Raw genomic sequence first — 867 nt, 5'->3', positions numbered from 1 at the left:
TTTTGATATCATTTATAAATTCAGTGTTGAGTGAAGATGAGCAAATAGTGGATATAGAGTTAAAAAACCCTTATAACTTAGCAAATTACAGGCAAGGTAAGATGAGCATACTTGATATAAAGGCAGTGGATGAAAAAGGAGTATGGTATGATATAGAAATGCAGATTGCAGAGCAGAGCTTTTATGACAAGAGAGCTCTGTATTATTGGGCGAAGGTATATTCAGATCAGATAGAAAGCGGATATGAATATAATTTACTGAAGAAAACTATAGGCATAAACATATTGGACTTTGAATATTTAGACGAAGAAGAATATCATAATGTGTACAAAATATACAATGTAAAGAGCAAAAAGTCATTTAGTAATTTGTTTGAACTGCATTTTATAGAACTTCCAAAATTCAAGAAAGATTTTAGTGAAATAAGGACAACGTTAGATAGGTGGGCAGCATTTTTAACAAAAGCGTATGAATTTGATAAGGATACTGTTCCTAAAGAATTAGCACAGAGTGAGGAAATAAAAAAAGCAGCTGAGAGGCTAGATATAATGAGCTTAAATAAGGAAGAAAGAGAAATATATGAGAATGATTTAAAAGCGATGATGGTAAGAAATGCCGAGATTAATGCAGCTGAGGAGAAGGGAAGAGAAGAAGGAATCAAGGAAGGAATTAAGGAAGGAATTAAGGAAGGAATCATTAAAACTGCAAAAAACTTATTAGACATGGGTATAGATGAGCATATGGTATCAAAAGCTACAGGACTAAGCGTAGAAGATATTAGGGAATTGTGCAATAAGAGAAAACAATAATAGAGAAAAGAGAATAGTAACAATATTCTTTATCGATTTTATAAGACTCCCACTTTTA

Annotated in this window: 1 protein-coding gene; it reads left to right on the top strand. The window is 31.9% G+C overall.

Annotated elements, in window-relative coordinates; all coding sequences use genetic code 11:
* Positions 1-809, top strand: an 809-nt coding sequence (locus tag CLTEP_RS14040; protein WP_084365025.1) for an Rpn family recombination-promoting nuclease/putative transposase, incomplete at its 5' end; no start/stop codon positions are given.
* Positions 810-867: the final 58 nt, after the last annotated feature.

The sequence above is a fragment of the Clostridium tepidiprofundi DSM 19306 genome, from assembly GCF_001594005.1.
Lineage (GTDB): Bacteria > Bacillota > Clostridia > Clostridiales > Clostridiaceae > Clostridium_AC > Clostridium_AC tepidiprofundi.
This window is presented reverse-complemented; position numbering and strand designations above follow the sequence as displayed.